Annotated in this window: 15 protein-coding genes; 2 read left to right on the top strand and 13 right to left on the bottom strand. The window is 39.8% G+C overall.

The annotated features are described in order from the left end of the window. Positions 1 to 13: 13 nt before the first annotated feature. The 5 genes from pilQ to IRT38_RS04475 form a co-directional block, all read right to left on the bottom strand. Positions 14 to 2,152, bottom strand: a complete 2,139-nt coding sequence (gene pilQ / locus IRT38_RS04495; RefSeq protein ID WP_194597062.1) for a type IV pilus secretin PilQ family protein — start codon at positions 2,150 to 2,152, stop codon at positions 14 to 16. A 61-nt stretch (positions 2,153 to 2,213) separates the two neighbouring features. Next, positions 2,214 to 2,741 carry a pilus assembly protein PilP gene (locus tag IRT38_RS04490; RefSeq protein WP_004909624.1) on the bottom strand — a complete coding sequence of 176 codons (528 nt, stop codon included), beginning with the start codon at positions 2,739 to 2,741 and terminating at the stop codon, positions 2,214 to 2,216. Beyond that, complete coding sequence (locus IRT38_RS04485; protein WP_194597036.1) at positions 2,741 to 3,481, bottom strand: type 4a pilus biogenesis protein PilO; 741 nt, start codon at positions 3,479 to 3,481, stop codon at positions 2,741 to 2,743. The genes IRT38_RS04490 and IRT38_RS04485 overlap by 1 nt, the downstream gene beginning before the upstream one ends. Continuing rightward, entirely contained in the window at positions 3,478 to 4,122 is a 645-nt protein-coding gene (locus IRT38_RS04480) for a PilN domain-containing protein (protein ID WP_004909633.1), read from the bottom strand. The genes IRT38_RS04485 and IRT38_RS04480 overlap by 4 nt, the downstream gene beginning before the upstream one ends. Continuing rightward, a complete protein-coding gene (locus tag IRT38_RS04475) occupies positions 4,122 to 5,180 on the bottom strand; it encodes a pilus assembly protein PilM (protein ID WP_004951546.1) in 1,059 nt (352 codons plus the stop codon). The genes IRT38_RS04480 and IRT38_RS04475 overlap by 1 nt, the downstream gene beginning before the upstream one ends. A 162-nt stretch (positions 5,181 to 5,342) precedes the next feature. On the opposite strand from IRT38_RS04475, the gene ponA reads away from it, so the two are divergent. Further along, positions 5,343 to 7,922, top strand: a complete 2,580-nt coding sequence (gene ponA, locus IRT38_RS04470) for a penicillin-binding protein PBP1a (RefSeq protein ID WP_194597035.1) — start codon at positions 5,343 to 5,345, stop codon at positions 7,920 to 7,922. A 14-nt stretch (positions 7,923 to 7,936) separates the two neighbouring features. Here the strand turns inward: ponA and IRT38_RS04465 are convergent, their stop codons facing one another. The 8 genes from IRT38_RS04465 to IRT38_RS04430 form a co-directional block, all read right to left on the bottom strand. Then, positions 7,937 to 8,755: a putative RNA methyltransferase gene (locus IRT38_RS04465; protein ID WP_004964610.1), complete on the bottom strand. Its 819-nt coding sequence runs from the start codon at positions 8,753 to 8,755 to the stop codon at positions 7,937 to 7,939. Between the two features lie 54 nt (positions 8,756 to 8,809). After that, positions 8,810 to 9,928, bottom strand: coding sequence for a phospho-N-acetylmuramoyl-pentapeptide-transferase (gene mraY, locus IRT38_RS04460; RefSeq protein ID WP_004909640.1), 1,119 nt, complete (start codon positions 9,926 to 9,928; stop codon positions 8,810 to 8,812). Further along, the gene (murF, locus tag IRT38_RS04455; protein WP_194597034.1) at positions 9,929 to 11,326 is read right to left on the bottom strand and encodes a UDP-N-acetylmuramoyl-tripeptide--D-alanyl-D-alanine ligase; all 1,398 of its coding nucleotides are present in this window, start codon (positions 11,324 to 11,326) and stop codon (positions 9,929 to 9,931) included. Between the two features lie 8 nt (positions 11,327 to 11,334). After that, on the bottom strand, positions 11,335 to 12,834 hold the full coding sequence (locus tag IRT38_RS04450) for a UDP-N-acetylmuramoyl-L-alanyl-D-glutamate--2,6-diaminopimelate ligase (RefSeq protein WP_194597033.1): 1,500 nt from the start codon (positions 12,832 to 12,834) through the stop codon (positions 11,335 to 11,337). A gap of 3 nt (positions 12,835 to 12,837) precedes the next feature. Continuing rightward, positions 12,838 to 14,670: a penicillin-binding protein PBP3 gene (gene ftsI, locus IRT38_RS04445; RefSeq protein WP_004964619.1), complete on the bottom strand. Its 1,833-nt coding sequence runs from the start codon at positions 14,668 to 14,670 to the stop codon at positions 12,838 to 12,840. Between the two features lie 10 nt (positions 14,671 to 14,680). Continuing rightward, positions 14,681 to 15,019 carry a cell division protein FtsL gene (locus tag IRT38_RS04440; protein WP_004951532.1) on the bottom strand — a complete coding sequence of 113 codons (339 nt, stop codon included), beginning with the start codon at positions 15,017 to 15,019 and terminating at the stop codon, positions 14,681 to 14,683. A gap of 2 nt (positions 15,020 to 15,021) precedes the next feature. Further along, positions 15,022 to 15,942 (bottom strand): 16S rRNA (cytosine(1402)-N(4))-methyltransferase RsmH, encoded by a 921-nt coding sequence (gene rsmH / locus IRT38_RS04435; RefSeq protein WP_194597032.1) that lies wholly within the window; start codon positions 15,940 to 15,942, stop codon positions 15,022 to 15,024. A gap of 199 nt (positions 15,943 to 16,141) precedes the next feature. Further along, positions 16,142 to 17,137, bottom strand: a complete 996-nt coding sequence (locus IRT38_RS04430) for a sulfate ABC transporter substrate-binding protein (protein ID WP_004951525.1) — start codon at positions 17,135 to 17,137, stop codon at positions 16,142 to 16,144. Between the two features lie 457 nt (positions 17,138 to 17,594). Here IRT38_RS04430 and IRT38_RS04425 point away from each other — a divergent pair, with 457 nt between their 5' ends. Then, a complete protein-coding gene (locus IRT38_RS04425) occupies positions 17,595 to 17,834 on the top strand; it encodes a DUF4179 domain-containing protein (protein ID WP_371863821.1) in 240 nt (79 codons plus the stop codon). Positions 17,835 to 17,880 lie beyond the last annotated feature (46 nt).

Genomic DNA, 17,880 nt, shown 5'->3' with positions numbered 1-17,880 from the left:
TATTGAAAATATATTAATGATTTCTTGTCAAAGTGTCATTAACAATTCTCGGCGTAACAAAAATAAGCAACTCGCGTTTATTGTCTTGTTTAGACTCTCTGCGGAATAATTTCCCAACATAAGGTAAATCACCCAAGAATGGAACTTTGGTCTGAGAATTAATATTTTCTTGCTCGAAGATTCCACCAAGAACAACAGTTTCACCATTATCAACCACAACATTCGTATCAATTGTGTTTTTATTAATCGTCAACTGCCCTGTAGGTGTTGGTGTTCCTGGTGAGTCTTTGGTGATGTTTAATTTCATCATCACCTTACCCTCAGGGGTAATACTTGGTGTAACATCCAAACTTAAGGTCGCATCAATAAATTCAGTTTTTGGAACAGCATTAGCTCCACCACCCGTAGAAGATGAATAAGGAATTTGAGTCCCTGATTCAATTTTTGCAGCTTGCTTATCTGCGGTTAGAACTTTCGGAGTTGAGATTACTTCACCATAACCATCAGCCTGAACAGCCGACAACTCTAGGTCCAACATAAAATCTGAAAGACTAATTAAACCAAAAGCAATACGACTTGCTCCAGGTGTCACAGCACCTAAATTCACATTCAGATTATCTGGACGCTCAATATCATATTTCCAACCACCAGTTTCACTATCAGCTGTAGGTTCTCGTAAATTCCATAAAGTTGTATCACTACCACCAACAAGCAAATCATTATTAGATGCTATACCTTGAGACAATATCCCCCACTTCACACCCATCTCTTTGGTAAAGTCTGTACTCGCACGCACAATACGTGCTTCAATCATAACCTGCTTAACCGAAACATCGAGTAAATCGATCATTTTACGTATTTGATCAATCTTTTGTGATGTATCATTTATAATCAACGTATTTGTCCGTGGGTCAATCGAAACAGTTCCGCGTGGGCTCAATAAACTACCTACGCTATCCCCTAACAGATCATTAGCTCCCTGGTTACGATTACCATTACCTGAGCCATTTTTACCTTGAGTAATAAGCTTTTCAATATCAACCGCTTTCGCATAACTCAATTGAATATATTCTGTTTGCAAAGGTGCAAGTTTCACACTTTGGGCGATTGCTTTTGCCTCATCCTCTTCCGCTTTGATCAGCTCCGTAACTGGTGCAATCCAAATTACATTTCCATTACGGCGCTTATCCAAATTTTTTGTTTTCAAAACGATATCAAGAGCCTGATCCCAAGGAACGTCTTTAAGACGTAGTGTAATATTTCCTTGTACAGTATCAGCAGCAACCATGTTGATTCCTGTGAAGTCTGCTAACAACTGCAAAACACGGCGCACTTCAATATCCTGGAAATCCAATGAAATTTTATTTCCAGTATAACTTTGTGGTTTAGCTTTATTCGGTGATTTATCTTCTGGTCGTTTCAAGCTAATTGTAAGTTTGTTCTCTGCCTGATAGGCCATGTACTCATAGCTACCTGCAGACTGAATAGTAATAACTCCATTTCCTTTATTGTTATAAGCATCAATACTTGCTACGGGGGTCGCAAAATCATTAGTATTTAAACGACGCGCCAAGTGCGTTGGGATTTTATTTCCAAGAGTACGAACAACAATTTTACTTCCTTGTTGTTGTACATCTACTGGTGTATTACCCCCCAATAAATCGATAACAACTAGTCCTTCACCTTGATTTCCTCGTTGAAAACCAATATTGGAAACCCCTTGTTGAACTTGTCGAGTAGCAACCGTAGGATTACTGATTAAAGCTGGTTTTGCTGAATTTATTTTTAAAACAAAAGTATTACCTTCAACACGGGTTGTGAATGCACCAGAATCCTTTAGATTCACGATCAAACGAGCACGCTGATCATCTGCAGCCACATTGATTGAACTTGCTTCATTGGTTGAAACAGGAATGGATGTTTGCTTTAAGTTCTGCTGAGCCTTATCAAAATCTAAAATTAAACGAGCAGGCTGCTCAAGTTGATAGGCCTGTGGTTGAGGAGGCAAACCATTAAACATGACTCTGATTTCAGTACCCTGATCACCCAAGTTCATCGGCACAATATTTGTAATACCCACCTGTGCCGAAGCTACTTGCGAAATAGCAATTGCAACCGCAGCCATAGAAAATTGACGGAATGCATGATTCATGGTCTTCGCTTCCCCAAATAAAGAATCTTTAATCTGTTTTTTCATTTTTATTCCCTTAATTTTATGGTGCCATACCAATTAGAACGAGTGTTCTTGGTCTCTCCACATAACCATCACGCCCATCTGGTACAATTTCCACCAAATCAATCTGAGTCGGACTAATTTTTACCACTCGACCTTGATTCATTCCTAAGTAGTTTCCAACCTGCACCCGCTCAATTTGTCGGTCCGGGGTCTGAATCAGTGCTATCGTTTCATTTGTTTTGCCACGCATGCTACCCTTCATATTTAGGGATTCCAACGCATAACTTTCCAGTGGTTGCGGTTGACGATTGAAATTTGGATAAACCCGTTTACCCGCCATGATCTTTAACTCAGCCGCCAATGAGCTTGGCATAAATGGACTTTTCAATTGATGTGCTGAATAGTTAAATAATGGTACAGGGCTAAATACCGGTGCTGGCTCAATAGGTAAAGCAGGTTCGTTCCGAATTTCAGCCATTTTTTGGTTTACAGCGTCAATTTTTGAATCACATCCAACCAAAACAAGCCCAGCCATAAAACTAAACAATAATTTATAATTATTCATTAGTTAGTTCCTCCTTGACTAGGTGGATTATTCTGAGGAGGTACCGCCGCTCCAACCTCAGTATTTGCTGCATCATCAGCACCCACATAACGGTAGGTTTTTGCCTTAACAGAGTAATTCACAACAGGAATATCTGACTTCTTCGTCTTATCTTCTGAAGCTTCAACCGTGAAATCATGTAAAGTTACAATTCGAGGCAGTGCAGCAATACCTGTAGCAAATGCTCCAAATGCATGATAATCGCCAGTTGCTTCAATACTAATCGGTTGTTCAATAAAGAATTCTTGCTTAACCTCATTTTCTAAGCGAATATTCTTAAACTTCAACCCCGAATTCACACCAGTCAAGTTAATATCTTCAACCAAACTTGGAATCTCAGTTTCTTTCGGCAATTGTTCTAGTTGCTGATTAAAATTAGCTTCCATTTCTTGTAACTGAGCTTGGTAACGCTGCAAATTACGCAGTTTAGAGTCTTTTTCTCTAAATTCATTCAATAAACTTTGCTCTTTAGCCTCTTCATTAGCAATACGCTCAAGCTGAGATTTAATAACAACAAAGTAACCAAGTGCTAAAACAGCTAAAAAAACAAAAACCCAACATGTCACTTTTACAGATAGCGGCCAGCTACCGTAATTATTCATATCAAGCGTATTAAATTGCTGAAAGAATTGCTCTACTGTCATTTTCTTTTTCTTTACAGCAACATCTTGATTGAGTTCATTTAATTCTTCTTGACTCATTGTGCTGCCCCCACTGTTCCTGATGCGACCGTTTCTGCTAATGGGTCAGCTTCAACTGTTGTACCTATTTCACCAAGATCAACAGTTACAACAAAACTTCCATAGTTTTCTTCAATACGAGGTATAAGCGAGCTGACAGTTTTGTCTTTTTTCTCTTCAGCCGCTAAAAAGGAATTCATAAAAGCATTGCGATACCACGGCGATGCTTCAAGATTTCTCAGTAACTCAGCAACCGTATTTGGACTTTCAGCTTTACCTTCTATCGTGAACTTATCTCCTGTACGTGTAAATTTAGTCAAATACATGGTTGGCGGAGTTACTCGCACCAATTCATCGATTAAACGTACAGCAACAGGTCTTTGACCTTGCAATCCTTGAATGAGTTTCATCCGTTCAATAATTGCATTACGTCGCTCTTGCAAGCCATCTAGGGATTTTAATTGAGCATCAAGATTTTGATTTGTGCTCACAATCAGTTGGTTCGCTTGTTCTTGATCATTTAATTTGTAATCAAGATAACCCCATCCTGCCAAAACTGACGCCACACCTAATGCAGCGACCCCTACACAATATGCAATAAATTGTTTCTTTCGTTGTTCTCTTAGCTCATCACGCCAAGGGAGTAAGTTAATCTTTGCCATTAATCAAAACTCCTCAATGCTAATCCACATGCCACCATCAACGATGAGGCATCATTTTCTATTTTTTTGATATCGATTTGGGGAGAAAAGCCCATTTGTAAAAATGGGTTGGCAATCGTTACTCGATAACCTAGCTTTTGTTGTAACAGTTTAGCTAGGCCTGGAATATTGGCATTACCACCTGCTAACAGGATGTGGTCAATCTCATTAAATTGAGACGATGAGAAAAAGAATTGCAGCGAACGTGCGGCTTGTTGCACAACTGCATCAAGAAACGGTTCTAAAACTTCGGTATCGTAATCATCTGGCAAACTTCTTTCTTTTTTAGCTCGACCAGCTTCTTCAAAAGATAAACCATAGCGATTTTGAACGTCTTGAGTAAGTTGTTTTCCACCAAACACTTGCTCACGAGTATAGATAATTTTACCTTTTTGCATGACCGATAACGTCGTCATCGTATGCCCAATATCTAGAATACCCACTGTATTCGCACCCATAGGTAGCGTATCAGCGAATACACTAAAAGCACGCTCCATCGCATAACTTTCGACTTCAGCAATCTTTGCCTTTAGACCTGCTAGTTCCAGAACTTCAACACGTGAATCAACATTCTCAGTACGCGTAGCGACTAATAACACATTGACACGATTAGGATTTGCCAATCGATCAGCTAAGACTTCAAAGTCCAAACTAACTTCATCTAATGGGAATGGAATATATTGCTCTGCATCCATACGAATTTGAACTTCCCGCTCATCATCCGTCATGTCAGCATCCATCTCGATGATCTTATTAATGACCATCGAAGTAGGCACGGCAATAGCCACATTGGTAGTGTGAGGGTTTGCAAGATTAACAACTCGTTCAAGCGCGTCGCCAACTGCTTCTGGGTTTAAAATGCTTTTCTCAACCACACTATTTTCAGGTAGTGGCATCAATGCATAACTTTCAACCCAATATCGACCGTTCTTAACAGAGAGTTCCAATAACTTAACAGTTGTCGAACTAATATCGACACCCACTAACCCCTTATTTGGTTTACGATATAACCTGAGCACAGTACTTTCCTATTTATTTTTTTATCCCCAAAAATACAACACACTAATTTGTTTTGGTCTTTAATTTATACGGATACAATATCTCATCTAACAATCCGTATGTCTAAAGGATATACTGACCACAATTAGTTTGCCATTCGCTCTTATTAAAACTTACTTATTATGAAAAAGCTATCCAGTTCTGGCATTGTTCGCCCATTTTTTTTGATGCTTATTATTATCTTAGTCTCACTTCCAATGGGTTTTTATGGCATGTATCTCTATCTAGCACCCTCTTTGCCAGATATGAGCTCTCTTAAAAAAGCGCCATTATTGAAGCCATTACAGGTGTATACAGCTGATAATAAGTTAATTGCAGAATATGGTGGTAAGCTATCCATTCCAGTTCAATATGAGCAAATCCCCCCTACATTTATTCATGCTTTTTTAGCAGCGGAAGACTCCTCTTTCTTCGAACATAATGGCATCAGTTTCAAAGGTTTAGGTCGAGCACTCACTGAATCAATTACAGGTTCTGACGTGCAAACTGGTGGCTCAACAATCACCATGCAGGTTGCGAAAAACTATTATTTAAGCCCAGAAAGGACACTTAAGCGTAAGCTTACCGAAGTATTTTTAGCACGAAAAATAGAGCAAAATCTAACCAAACAAGAAATCTTAAGTTCATATGTAAATAAGATATTTTTAGGTAAAAATGCCTATGGAATTGCTGCGGCAGCCAGAATTTATTACAACAAAAATTTAGATCAACTTAGTATCGCTCAAATGGCGATGATTGCTGGTTTACCTAAGGCACCATCGAAATACAATCCAGTCGTAAATCCTGAACGTGCTTTAGAGCGTCGTAACTGGATTTTAGGTCGAATGTTACAGCTAGGTTACATCAATCAATCACAGTATCAAAAAGCAGTTGCTGAACCGATCAATCTCAATATGATTGATCGCTCTGTGAGTAATGTTCATCCTTACGTCGGTGAAATGGTTCGTTCTGAACTCGTAGAACATTTTGGTGAACAAGCGATTGATTCTGGTTATAAAGTTTACACAACGATTGATAGCAACAAACAAAAATTCGCCGAACAATCCATTCAAGATGGTTTAGAGGCGTATGATCGACGACATGGCTGGCGTGGTCCTGAAGATCACGACAAACCACTTAATCAATTTATGGCATATGCAAATACTTTTCCAGCGCAAGTAACTAAAGTAAATACCAATTCATTTGAAGCTTTGATGCAAGATGGCTCGACTGTCACCGTAAATTGGTCAGGCATGTCATGGGCACGTCCTTATCGCAATGCGAATAGCGTTGGTGGTGCGCCTTCTCGCGCATCCCAAATTGTGAAGGTAAAGGACATTATCCGCTTACGTCCTAATGAAGACAAATCAGCCTGGTCACTGGTCCAAGTTCCAAAAGTTCAAGGACAATTAATCGCCTTAAACCCAAATGATGGCTCAATTGAAGCAGTCGTTGGCGGATATAATTTTTATCAATCGAAATTTAACCGTGCTGTGCAAGGCTGGAGACAACCTGGTTCGACCATTAAACCTTTTGTTTATGCACTCGCTTTAGAACGAGGTATGACACCCTATAGCATGGTAAATGATAGCCCGATCCGTATTGGGAAATGGTCACCAAAGAACTCTGATGGACGCTATCTTGGGATGATCCCTCTACGTCGTGCGCTTTACCTTTCTCGAAATACAGTCTCTGTTCGTTTATTGCAAAATGTAGGAATTGAACGAGCTAGACAGCTGTTTATGGACTTTGGTTTAGAAGAAGAACAGATTCCTCGCAACTACACAATTGCCTTAGGTACACCACAGGTATTACCAATTCAAATGGCTACTGGTTATGCTACTTTTGCAAATGGTGGATATCGAATTCAACCACATTTCATCAAACGTATTGAAGATGCAACAGGTAAAGTCATTTATGAGGCCAAACCTGAATATGCCTGCATCCCATGTATCAACAATCCAAATGCTTATGCAGAACAACAAGCTGCAGAAGAAGCTAAAACTAAAGAGATCACCAATGAATCTTTAGATGACGCACTCGCAGCTTCAGATGCACAAACAACGACATCTACAGTCGACACCAAAACCAATAGCGATTATCGTCAAGCTCAACGTATATTAAAATCAAGTTCAGCATATGATATGGCGAATATCTTACGCGATGTAATTCAACATGGTACAGGTCGTGCAGCGCTTAAAATTGGTCGTGATGATTTAGGTGGTAAAACAGGTACAACCAATGATGCAAAAGATGCTTGGTTCGCAGGTTTTAATGGAAAGTTAGTCGCGGTAGCTTGGGTTGGTTTTGATCAGCCACGCACATTAGGTCGTAGAGAATACGGTGGCGTTGCAGCCCTACCAATTTGGACAACATTCATGGCAAATGCACTCAAAGACACACCATCGTCATGGGTACATTTAGATAAAAATGCTAAAGATCCAATTTCACGCGCTAAATTACAGATCCAATCAACTGAAGATACAAAAGAGTATCGCGCCGCTCCACCATTGGCTCGACCATTGTATCGCCCAGAACCAACACCACAAACACGCTCTGTTGAGAATGATTTTTCTGATTTACCAGGAACAAATGCTTCAGGTGAAGAACAAATTATTGTTCCAGCAAATAGACAACCACCTCCAATGAATAATGATTCACAAAACCCCGTGCCTAAAAAGGAACGAGATGGAATTGAAAACCTAATTAATCAGATACAATAACTCATTCGAAGCCATCAATTTGATGGCTTCTTTCTTTTCTGAAATAAATAAATCTGAAAAGCAGCCGTAACCTCAAATTCATTTTGCTGTTCTAATTGGGCTCTACGCTCAGGATTTGCCTTATATGCATATGGAGTCATCGCAATAAGATTCTTCAAATCTTGTTGTTCCAATCGCAGTGACGCTTCTATAACCTGTGCTTGCTTTAAATCAAATTCATCATTTAACTGATCGACGAATTTTTGTGGTTCATGCAAATTCACTTGTTCAAATAATGCTTCTCGCAATGCAAACAAGTGCTTCGGTGCAGGCGTTACTACAATCAAATATCCTTCTGGTTTTAATACCCGCCCAATTTCACTTTGCGGGATAGGACTAAAAAGACTGCTACAAACATCAATTACAGAGTCCCTCACTGGCAATGTAGCACCTGTGCCAACAACCCATGTGACTTTATTATTCAGTTTTGCAGCTCGTTGTACTGCTGTTTTTGCAATATCAACACCGATACAGACTTTTGCACAACCTTGCATTGCACTTGTGTAATAGCCTTCACCACACCCAATATCCAAAATAGAACTGGGCTGCAATGTTTGTAGCAACTCAACAACAGCGTTTTGAAGAGGTGCATAAAAACCTTTTTGCAAGAATTCACGTCTAGCCAAAACTGATTCTGCTGTATCCCCTGGGCTTTTACTATGTTTATGCTGTACCACATGCAAATTGACATAGCCTTGCTTAGCAACATCATAATGATGTCCATTTTCACATCGCCATGAGTTTTCAACCAAATCCAATGAGTGTCGACAGACAGGACACATCAGCAAACTCATTTATTTTCTCCAAAAAAAAAGCCGGTATCCACCAGCTTTTTTGTGAATTTTCGCTTAACGTAATTTTAACGTCATCAACCCTAATACAACGAGGAAAATCGTAATAATCCAGAAACGGATAACAACTTGCGTTTCTTTCCAACCTTGCTTTTCATAATGATGGTGTAAAGGTGCCATCAAGAACACACGCTTATTCCGCATGCGTAAGGATCCGATTTGTAAGAAAACTGAAACAGCTTCCATTACGAAAACACCACCCATAATAGCAAAAACAATTTCTTGTCGAACCATCACAGCGATTGTACCCAACATTGCACCTAGTGCTAATGCTCCTACATCACCCATAAAGACTTGTGCAGGGTGTGCATTATACCAAAGGAAAGCTAAGCCAGCACCGATCATTGCTGAACAGATCACCACGAGCTCTGAAGTATATTTTACATACGGAATATGCAAATAATTGGCAAAACGAATGTCACCAGACAAATAAGCAAACACGCCTAAACCTGCAGCAACCATAACAACTGGCATAATCGCTAGTCCATCTAATCCATCAGTTAGATTGACTGCATTCGACGCTCCATTGATTACCAAATAAGTAAATACAATGAATGCTAATCCAAAAGGAACAACTGAAAGTGGGATCGAAAGATTCTTAAAAAACGGAATAAGCAAATCCAGCATATTTGCTGTATGCACAACACTATCTTGTTGCTTTGCAATAACATACAACGCAACACCTGCTCCTAAAGATGCAACCGAAGTCCAAAAGAACTTCTTACGAGCAGGCAAACCAGCGTTATCTTTATAACGAATTTTAATCCAGTCATCAGCCCAACCAACAGCACCAAAGACAACCATGACACCTAGGACAATCCAAACATAAGGATTTGAAAGATCAGCCCACAATAGCGTACTAATCCCAATTGAAAGCAGAATCAGGATTCCCCCCATCGTTGGCGTACCCATTTTTTTAGCATGGTTTTCTGGAGCAAACGAGCTAACTGCCTGACCATATTTCAAAGCTTGTAGCTTGCGTATCATGATTGGTCCTAAAACCAAACCAATCATAAGCGCAGTTAACACGCTCAATAACGAGCGTAATGTTAAATAACGAACAACCTGAAATGAGCTGTTATAGCCCGCCAGTTGCTCAAATAACCATAACAACATTTAGATTTTCTCCATCAAATCAGCCATCAACGTTTCCATGTGGGTAAAACGAGACCCTTTAAAGAGGAAACTCATTGACTGGGGTTGATGTGTCTGAATTAACTGAATTAAAAATGGTAAAGCTTCTGCTTGTGTCGCAAAGGCGTGTAATTTTTCTGAGTGGGATGAACCTTGTAATGCGGCATTTGCAAATTCACCCACTACAACAATTTGATCCAAGGCTAAAGCAGCTAAATCGCGACCTAAATCATGATGCTCTTGCCAACTACTATCACCTAACTCACCGATATCACCCATGACCATGACCTTGAGGCCTTGTTGTTGCAAAAGCACTTGGGCAGCAGCACGCATTGAAGTTGGATTCGCATTATAAGTATCATCGATGAACAAATGGTTTTGATGTTGAATAAAATTCAAACGCCCTTTCGCACCCTGAGCCTGTTCCAAACCCTCTACGATATCATCTAGTTCGATACCAATTGCCAAAGCAAAGGCTGTAGCCGCCGTTGCATTTTGAACATTATGCTCACCAGCAAAAGGTAAATTAACTACACGCTGACCTTGTGGGGTATGTAAATTAAATCGAACAGATTGAGGCTTTAATTCGATCTCAGTCGCGTAAACATCACCACCTTGACCAAAGCTTAAATTTGAGTGTGCTTGAGCACTATTTCTAATGTTGGCAGTAAAATCATCAGCAGCAGGAACGATCGCTACTCCTTGAGGTAAAATGTGCGCATAGATCTCAGATTTAGCACGACAGATTCCTTCACGCCCTCCAAATTCACCTAAATGTGCAGTACCAATATTTAGGATTCCTGCGACATGAGGTTGAACCAAATTAGACGTATAATCAATCTCACCTTGGTGACTTGCACCTAATTCCATAACCGCGTATTGATGTTCTTTACGCAATTCAAGCAACATCATTGGAACGCCCAAATCGTTATTTAAATTGCCACGTGTAATCAATGTCGGTGCCAAACGAGAGAGAATACTCCCGAGCATTTCCTTAGTTGTTGTCTTACCACTACTTCCAGTCAATGCGATCACTTTCAGATGTGCATTCTGTTTACGACGATAGGCTCCTAGATCACCTAAGGCTAAACGTGTATCTTTAACAACCAATTGCGTAATATCAACATCTATAGGACGTTCTACAATCGCAATTTGACAGCCTTGAGTCGCGACCTGAGCCACAAAATCATGAGCATCAAAACGCTCACCTTTCAGCGCAAGAAATACATCGCCAACTTCTGCATGACGTGAATCCGTCAAAATTCGCTTTATTGCATCTTGAGGAATATTGCCATGAAGCCATTCACCTTGAGTTGCTTCTTGTAATTGTTCTGGAGTCCAAGGCTCTAATGGAACTGTACTGGTTGTGGAGGTATGCATAATATTCCCTATTGCGCAGGATAAGCTGAATCTAAAACATGTGATTGTGCAGCGATTGCTGACTGTACTTCAACCACATCATCAAACCAATGTCTTACACCATCGATTTCTTGATAATTTTCATGTCCTTTACCCGCAATCACAACAATATCGCCTGCCTGTGCTTGCTTGACCACAAATTTAATTGCCTCACGGCGATCATGAATTTCATCTATTTGATGACCATCAAAATCAACACCATGCTTCATATCAGCAAAAATTTGTTCTGGATTCTCAGTTCGAGGATTATCTGAAGTCAGCACTACTGGATCGGCATGATCAAGGGCTGCCTGTGTCATCAGTGGGCGCTTTCCTCGATCTCGGTCTCCACCACAACCAAAAACAGCCCAAAGTTGACCTGTGACGTGGCGTTTCAAAGTGGTCAACACTTGAATCAATGCATCAGGTGTATGCGCATAATCCACCACAAATAAACGTTCATGGTCTTGGATCACCTGCATACGACCAGGTGCGCCTTTTAGTTCGGGCACAAATTTCACTAAGTCAGCAAGATCAAAACCTGCATACTCCGCAGCAATTAAGCTAGCTAAAAGATTTTCAACATTGAACTGACCCAGCAGTGGACTATTTACCGCATAACTTCCGACAGGGCTGATCAGTGTAAAACTTGCCCCACTCAGACGATACTGTAAATCCGCAATATGATAATCAGCAGAAGTTTGAGTTAAAGAATAAGTTAGAATTTTAGGTTGTGAAGGGTTATTTTTTGCTGCTTTTAGCATAATAGAAGCATATTGATCATCTAGATTAATCACGACCGCTTTTAAAGTAGCAAATTTAAATAACAATGCTTTAGCTTCGGCATAAGCCTCTAAAGTGCCATGGTAATCCAAATGATCTCGACTCAAATTACTGTATACCGCAATTTCGATATCACAACCATTTAAACGACCTTGCTCTAAACCATGAGAACTCGCTTCAAGCGCAACAAATTTGGCACCTTGCTGCGCATAGTCATGTAATGCAGTTTGCAACTGCAAGGCATCCAAGGTCGTATGTGTTGATGGTGTGAGATTAGGTAAAATCCCATTACCCGTCGTTCCCATAACGGCACACCCCAAACCTTGAGAACTAATTAACTCAGCCACCAAACGTGAAATTGTTGTTTTGCCATTTGTTCCCGTTACAGCAACGCCCCGCAATGCTTGTACAGGCTCACTCGCTTGTAGATACTGCTTTTGCCATTCACCCATCAAGTAACGTACTTGGGGACACACCCACTCATTCTTTAAGCCTAAAGCACTTTCGCTAATCACAGCCAACGCACCTGAATCTAGAGCTTTTTGGGCAAACTCAATGGTCTTTTCAGGTTGGCTATAGCTATTTAGTGCGATAAAGATCTGCCCAGAGGCTACCTTGCGGCTATCCAAACAAAAGCCATTGAATGGCTGTGAAACCCAAACCGCATCGATATTAACTGGGTGTATCTGCTGAAAAGTAATCGACATAATCTACCTACGGATTGGATTTTGTGGAGTATCAAGAGGTTTATCTAAAGGAACATTTAATAAGCGCAATGACTCTTGCATGATTCGAGCAAAAACAGGAGCAGCAACAAGACCACCATAATAGCGTCCCTGTGGATTCTCAACGACAATAATCATAGCAAGCCGAGGATCACTGACTGGTGCAACACCTGCAAACAAGGCACGATATTCATTATTGGAATAGCCTTTACGGTCTGCACGTAATTTATGTGCTGTACCTGTTTTACCACCAACACGATATCCTGGGATGTTAGCTTGTAATGCAGTACCACCTGGCATCGTGACCTGCTCTAACATCAACAAAACTTGATCTGCAATTTTAGGATCAAGCACCTGTTTTCCTTCAGGTGCTTTGTCTAACTTACGCAGACTGAGTGGCATTTCAACCCCATGATTTGCCAACATTGCATAGCCTTGAGCTAACTGCAAAATAGTCGCATTCAACCCATAACCATAGGCCATGGTTCCTAATTGAGAAGGATTTAATTTATCTCCAGAATAAAGTAAACCGGCACTCTCACCAGGGAATTTAACGTCGGAACGATGACCAAATCCAACACGACGGAAAAATGAAGGCAAAGCGTCTTTAGGTAGAGATAGTGCTAATTTTGCTGAACCAACGTTAGAAGATTTAACAATAATACCCGTCAGTGTTAAAGCACCATAATTATGGGTATCACGAATGGTATGCCAACCTAAACGCATGGTTCCCGGCGCAGTATTTACAATCGTATTTGGTGTGTATTTACCACTTTCTAATGCTGCGGCAACCGTAAAAGGTTTCATCGTTGAACCCGGTTCGAACATATCGATCGCACCACGGTTACGCATCGCATCTTTATTGGCTAAACCATTTTTATCATTCGGGTTATAAGACGGCCAACTGGTCATTGCCAAGATTTCACCCGTTTTTACATCTACAGCGATTGCCGTCGCAGAACGTGCATTATTGGCAACACCTGCTGCAGTCAATTCCCGATACATAATGTACTGTAGGCGAGAGTCGATGCTTAGTGTGATATTTTCACCAGACTCAACTTCTTTGATAACTTCTGAAACTTTTAAGCGATTACCTTTTTTATCACGGATGATTTTCTGCTCACCATCCATTCCAGATAATTGCTTATTCAGTTGCATCTCTAAACCTTCAATCCCTTTACCTTCACTATTGGTTAAACCAATAATTTGCGCATTGGGTTGAGGTTGTGGGTAGTAACGCTTATAACTTTTCTCAGCATAAACACCCTGAAAGTTACGTTTAACAATTAAATCAGCTTGTTGAGGCGGAATTTCTTTTTGTAAAACTAAATAGCGTGAACGAGGTCGATCATTCATCTGCTTTCTTAAATCTTTACGATCAATACCAACAGCATCTGCTAATTCATCTAAATTTAAGTTTTTATCAGGTAGCTGGCGTTTGAGTTTACGATTAGTTGGGTCTTTTTGGAGTTCAGCTGTAATTTCATCATAAAGATGCTTCGCCTCCCAATAATCACGTGGATCAATCACAATTTTCATGATGGGTGTGCTAATCGCCAAAGGCACACCATGACGATCACTAATTACACCTCGCATTGCTTCTAGACGTTCAGTCCGCAAAATATTGGCATTGGCTTTATTTTGTAAAAAGTCTTTATTAACAACCTGCACATAAAATGCACGCGCAACCAAGACAACAAAGCACAGTAGCACCGTTCCCCAAAGCAGGTAAAAGCGCCACATATCCAAAGCTAAAGTTGGCTTTTCTGAGATAGACTGCTGTTTTTTACGTATTGGTTTACTTCGCTTATCTGCCATACAGCATGCCTTATTTATCTTGCTTTGTAGTCATAGGTAAAGAAATCACAACGGTTTGCGCAGCTGGAGGTGAAAACATACGCAATTGCGTTACTGCACGTGAACCAATCTGGGCAGTTGCACCAAAGGTTTGTTGCTCGATCAGCAAACGCCCCCATTCAGCATTTAAATCGTCTCTTTCACGCATATAAGCACTCAGGTCACGATAATCATGTCGATATTCAAACACCTGAAATACCACCATCATGGCGCTGATAAATACTGATGCAACTAACACCGCATAAACAACAACTTTTTTTAGACCTTTTTTGGTGTTCGATACAACTTCGTCATCATTTTTGTTGTTCATTGTTAGCCTTTCTTTTCTAAGCGCTCTGCCACGCGCAACCAAGCACTACGCGAACGAGGATTTGCTTTTACTTCTGCTTCACTCGCACGAATACGAGAAACCTTCTTCAAACGACGGGTATCAATCTGAGCTTGAGGCATGCCCCAGCCCGTATCCTCCGCTAAAGTAGATTCTTTTTGGATAAACTGCTTAATTAAGCGGTCTTCTAAAGAATGGAAGCTAATCACAGCCAACTGTCCTTTAGGTTTGAGTAATTCTACAGCTTGCGGCAAAAATATCTCAATATCTTCTAGTTCTTTGTTAATTGCGATACGGATTGCCTGAAAAGTCCGTGTTGCAGGATGCTTATGCTTCTCCCATTTAGGATGCGCAGTTTTCACCAATTCGGCTAATTGCGCAGTAGTTGTAAGCTCACCTGCTTGTTTAATCGCTTTAGCAATACGGCGGCTATAACGCTCTTCACCATATTGATAAATAATATTCGCTAATTTTTCTTCTTCAATTTCTAGTAACCACTCGGCTGCTGTAGGACCTTTTGAATTATCCATACGCATATCCAATGGTCCATTTTGCATAAAACTGAAGCCACGCTCTGCTTGATCTAACTGAGGAGAAGAGACTCCAAGATCTGCCATAACGCCATCGACTTCAGTAATCCCAATATTCGCTAATTCAGATTGAAGATCAGCAAAACTGGCATGAATAATTTTAAAACGTGGATCTTCTTGTTCTAATTGCGCAGCAACTTCTAGCGCTTGAGGATCTTTATCAAATCCATAAACTCGTGCATTTTGATCTAATTTAGAAAGCAAAAGTTTAGTATGACCACCTCGACCGAACGTGGCATCAACATAAATGCCAGTATCGCGACCTGCCAATACGCCATCAACGGTTTCATGAAGTAAGACAGAAATATGCGACATAAGAAATGAATCAACAGCTAAAAATGTAACTGCACATTATCACCTTGTTTTTTGCCAGTACCAAACGACTTTTTGTAGAGAATTCTTAACTTTTCATAGATAAAACCGTTTTCTTGTCATTTTTCATCCAATAAAAAAGCAAATACACGACATATTTGCTTTTCACGACTAACTAAAAGGCTGATATAACTTTATTGAGCTAAGGTTTCTCAGCATAAATTTGATCAAAAATCGCCCCATTCACAAAATGAGTTTTTTGTGCCTTTGCCCACCCTCCAAACACATCCTGAATATTAAATAATTTGATCTTTGGAAACTGTTTTGCATATTTCGTAGCAACCTGTGGATTTCTCGGGCGGAAATAATGTTTTGCAGCTAACTCTTGTCCTAGGGGTGAATAAAGGAAATTGAGATATCCACGCGCTAAATTACGATTACCATCCTTTTCCACCGTTTTATCAACGATCGCAACTGAAGGTTCCGCCAAGATCGAAATAGATGGATAAACAATTTCGAATTTGTCTTTGCCTAACCCTTGTGTCGCTAAAAGTGCTTCATTTTCCCATGATAACAATACATCTCCAATTCCACGCTCTGCGAAGGTTGTTAATGAGCCTCGAGCACCTGAGTCTAAAACCTTGACATTTTGATAAAGTTTTTTTACCAACTCACGAGCTTTGGCATCATTTCCATTCGGCTGTTTTAAAGCATAGCCCCAAGCAGATAAATAAATCCAACGTGGAGCACCACCAGTTTTTGGATTTGGAGTGATGATTTCAACTCCTTCTCGGGTCAAATCATTCCAATCACGAATATTTTTGGGATTACCTTTTCGGACTAAAAAAACAACAGTTGAGGTATAAGGTGCAGAATTATTTTTAAACTGTTTCTGCCAGTCTTTACGAATTAATCCTGCATTCGCAATCTCATCGATATCATTAGCTAATGCCAAAGTTACAACATCGGCCTGTAAGCCATCAATCACAGAGCGTGCTTGCTTGCCCGATCCACCATGTGATTGCTTAAATTCGACTTCCTGCCCTGTTTTACTTTTCCAGTATTTGCCAAAAGCTTGATTATATTCTTGATAAAATTCACGTGTTGGATCATAAGACACATTCAAGAAAGAAGTTGCTGCATGGGCACTCCCCCATAATCCAAATATCAATGCAACTGATGTGAATACACGCTTCATATTTATAACAACCTTATTTTTACTATTTATAGCACTATATTTTAATAAATATATTTTACAATCAATCAGTTATAATGTTTTCTTCTTTATTATTCAGTTTTTAATCTAAATCATTTTGATCCATACATCTAGATGAGGAATCGTATTAGCTTATTTAAAATTGAACGTTCTTCACGTTTTCTACATATTTGCTTGCTAAATTTGACTTGCAAACAAACTAGCCACAAGGCTATAAATATTGAGTAGAAATTTACTGGAAGTTTATCTTTTTTATGAAAAGTGTGACGTAGTTCTACTTTTTTATTAAGATTTATGTTTGAATCGTATCATTAAAGCAATAGTATAGTTGTTTAGTTAGTCTTGTAGACTCGGAAGTAATAAGGGAATGTTAGCAATGCGAGCATTAAAATTGAAAAAAACGATATGCTTAAGCCTATTTTTAGCTTGTTCAGTACAAATGGGACACGCTGCTGCTATCAAAGAAAGCAACAACATAAAAACTGTAGACAAATCTTCTTCTTTAATTGTCAAAGCGCTGGATCAGCAAAAACGTAATACATCGATGATCCCGTCGAGCAATGATGAACTTAAAATGTTGAATACGATTCGTACAACACCAACGCAAAACTTCTTTGCTACACAGCACGAACGTTTTTCACGCTTTGTTCAAACCATTTTCCAACCGCATAATTCTTAATTCTTTAAATATGTAACCCCTAACATGTTTAAATGCGCCTAGTCAT

The organism is Acinetobacter sp. SK-43 (assembly GCF_015351505.1).
GTDB classification, from domain to species: Bacteria; Pseudomonadota; Gammaproteobacteria; order Pseudomonadales; family Moraxellaceae; genus Acinetobacter; species Acinetobacter junii.
The sequence above is the reverse complement of the archived record's forward strand: the minus strand, read 5'-3'. Positions and strand labels throughout refer to the sequence as shown.